At 69.7% G+C, this 1,618-nt stretch carries 2 protein-coding genes; both read left to right on the top strand.

All coding sequences use genetic code 11. The features are described from left to right. Positions 1–52 precede the first annotated feature (52 nt). The gene (locus tag ACWEMY_RS29235; RefSeq protein WP_452392606.1) at positions 53–1,003 is read left to right on the top strand and encodes an alpha/beta fold hydrolase; all 951 of its coding nucleotides are present in this window, start codon (positions 53–55) and stop codon (positions 1,001–1,003) included. Between the two features lie 193 nt (positions 1,004–1,196). Next, positions 1,197–1,487 carry a hypothetical protein gene (locus ACWEMY_RS29230; RefSeq protein WP_071930967.1) on the top strand — a complete coding sequence of 97 codons (291 nt, stop codon included), beginning with the start codon at positions 1,197–1,199 and terminating at the stop codon, positions 1,485–1,487. Positions 1,488–1,618: the final 131 nt, after the last annotated feature.

Below are 1,618 nucleotides of genomic sequence, written 5' to 3'. Positions count from 1 at the left end.
CCAGGGGCCGCGACCTCGAGCGCGCCAGCGCTCCACAAACACGGAGGCCGCCATGTCTCAGACCTTCGCTACCGCTGACCTCGACGGCCGCCGCGCGACAGTGGTCGCCGACGACGGCGTCCCGATCGCGGTCCGGGCCTTCGGCGCCGAGGACGCACCACTCACCGTGGTCTTCGTCCACGGCCACTGCCTGCACACCGAATCGTGGAAGATCCTGCGCGAACAGCTGCTGCGGCACTGGGACACCGACACCAGGATGGTGTTCTACGACCACCGCGGCCACGGCGAATCCGGGCACGCCCACCACGCCACCTACACCATCGACCAGCTCGCCACCGACCTCGACGCGGTGCTGCGCGCGGTGGCCCCGGCCGGGCCGGTGGTGCTGGTCGGGCACTCGATGGGCGCGATGGTGCTGCTGGCCTACGCGCGGCTGTTCCCCGCCGCGATCGGCGCGCGGGTGGCCGGGATCGCGCTGATCGCCGGTGCCGCGGGCGGGATCAGCGAGGTGGGTCTGGGCAGGCTGCTCAACCGGCATGCGGTGGTCTCCCTGCAGCACGCGGTGGTGCGCGCCCCACGGGTGATGCAGGCTTCGAAGCGTTTGTCGCGCTGGATCTTCGGACCTTTGCTCCGCGAAGCGGGCGCGGGCACCCGGCGGGTGAACCCGCGCGTCGCCTCGATCGCCACGGCGGTGCTCGGGGAGACCTCACTGCTCACCGTGGCCGCCTTCCTGACCTCGCTGCTCGACTTCGACGAAGCCCGCACCCTGGCTCACCTCGGCGACCTGCCCGCCCTGGTGCTGGCCGGATCGGCCGACCTCATGGTGCCGTTCACCCACTCGGTGGTGCTGGCCTCACAGCTGGCAGGCGCGGAGCTGGTGCGGATCGAGGGGGCCGGGCACAGCGTGATCCTGGAGTGCGCCGAGGAGGTTGCCCACTCGATTGCCGCGCTGGTCGAGCGGGCGGGTTCGGGACTGCGCGAACGCTACGCCGTGGCGGGCTGAACACCCGGAGTTACCGGATGGCAACCGCGGAATCCGGGGTAACTCCGGGCGTGATCCGAAAAGTTCGGTTACTGTGGTGGAGATCACGTTGTGTGGTGAGTCACACGGCTCGGTGCAGTGCGGCCCGGGATTTCACGGGCATGCCTGGTGGTCGGACGAGTCGGCGTGCCCGCCATATACACAGGAGGTAACGATGACACGCAGCGATATCGCGGAACTGCGCTACGCGGTCGGTCAGCTCCGGCAATCGATCGGCGCACTGCGCTCCAACTACGGCGACGCGGCCACCGTGCGCCGGCTGGAGAACGACCTCGAGCGGCTCGTCATCGATGCCGAGGAGTTCGAGCAGGCGCCACCGCCGGAACTGGCCGTCCCCCGCCGCTCCGAGCCGATCTACGTCCCGGACAGCAAGTCCGACGAGGCGGCCTGGATGGGCGCGCAGGACGAGGGCCTCGGCTTCCACTCCCGGCCCAGAACCAAGTAAGCAGACCTGTTTCACCAGCACAGCGGCCCTGAACCCAGGGCCGCTGTGTTGATCAGCGGCTGGTGCCGCGGGTTCTCGGCCTGTTCCCTTGATCTTCCCTCCCGCCGGGTACTCCTTCGTCGCACCCTCTG

This window comes from Nocardia sp. NPDC004415, assembly GCF_053602435.1.
The sequence above is the reverse complement of the archived record's forward strand: the minus strand, read 5'-3'. Positions and strand labels throughout refer to the sequence as shown.

What these genes read in the sequence shown, in the direction of transcription:
- ACWEMY_RS29235 (WP_452392606.1), top strand. Translation starts at nt 53, where the DNA reads ATGTCTCAGACCTTCGCTACCGCTGACCTCGACGGCCGCCGCGCGACA.
- ACWEMY_RS29230 (WP_071930967.1), top strand. Translation starts at nt 1,197, where the DNA reads ATGACACGCAGCGATATCGCGGAACTGCGCTACGCGGTCGGTCAGCTC.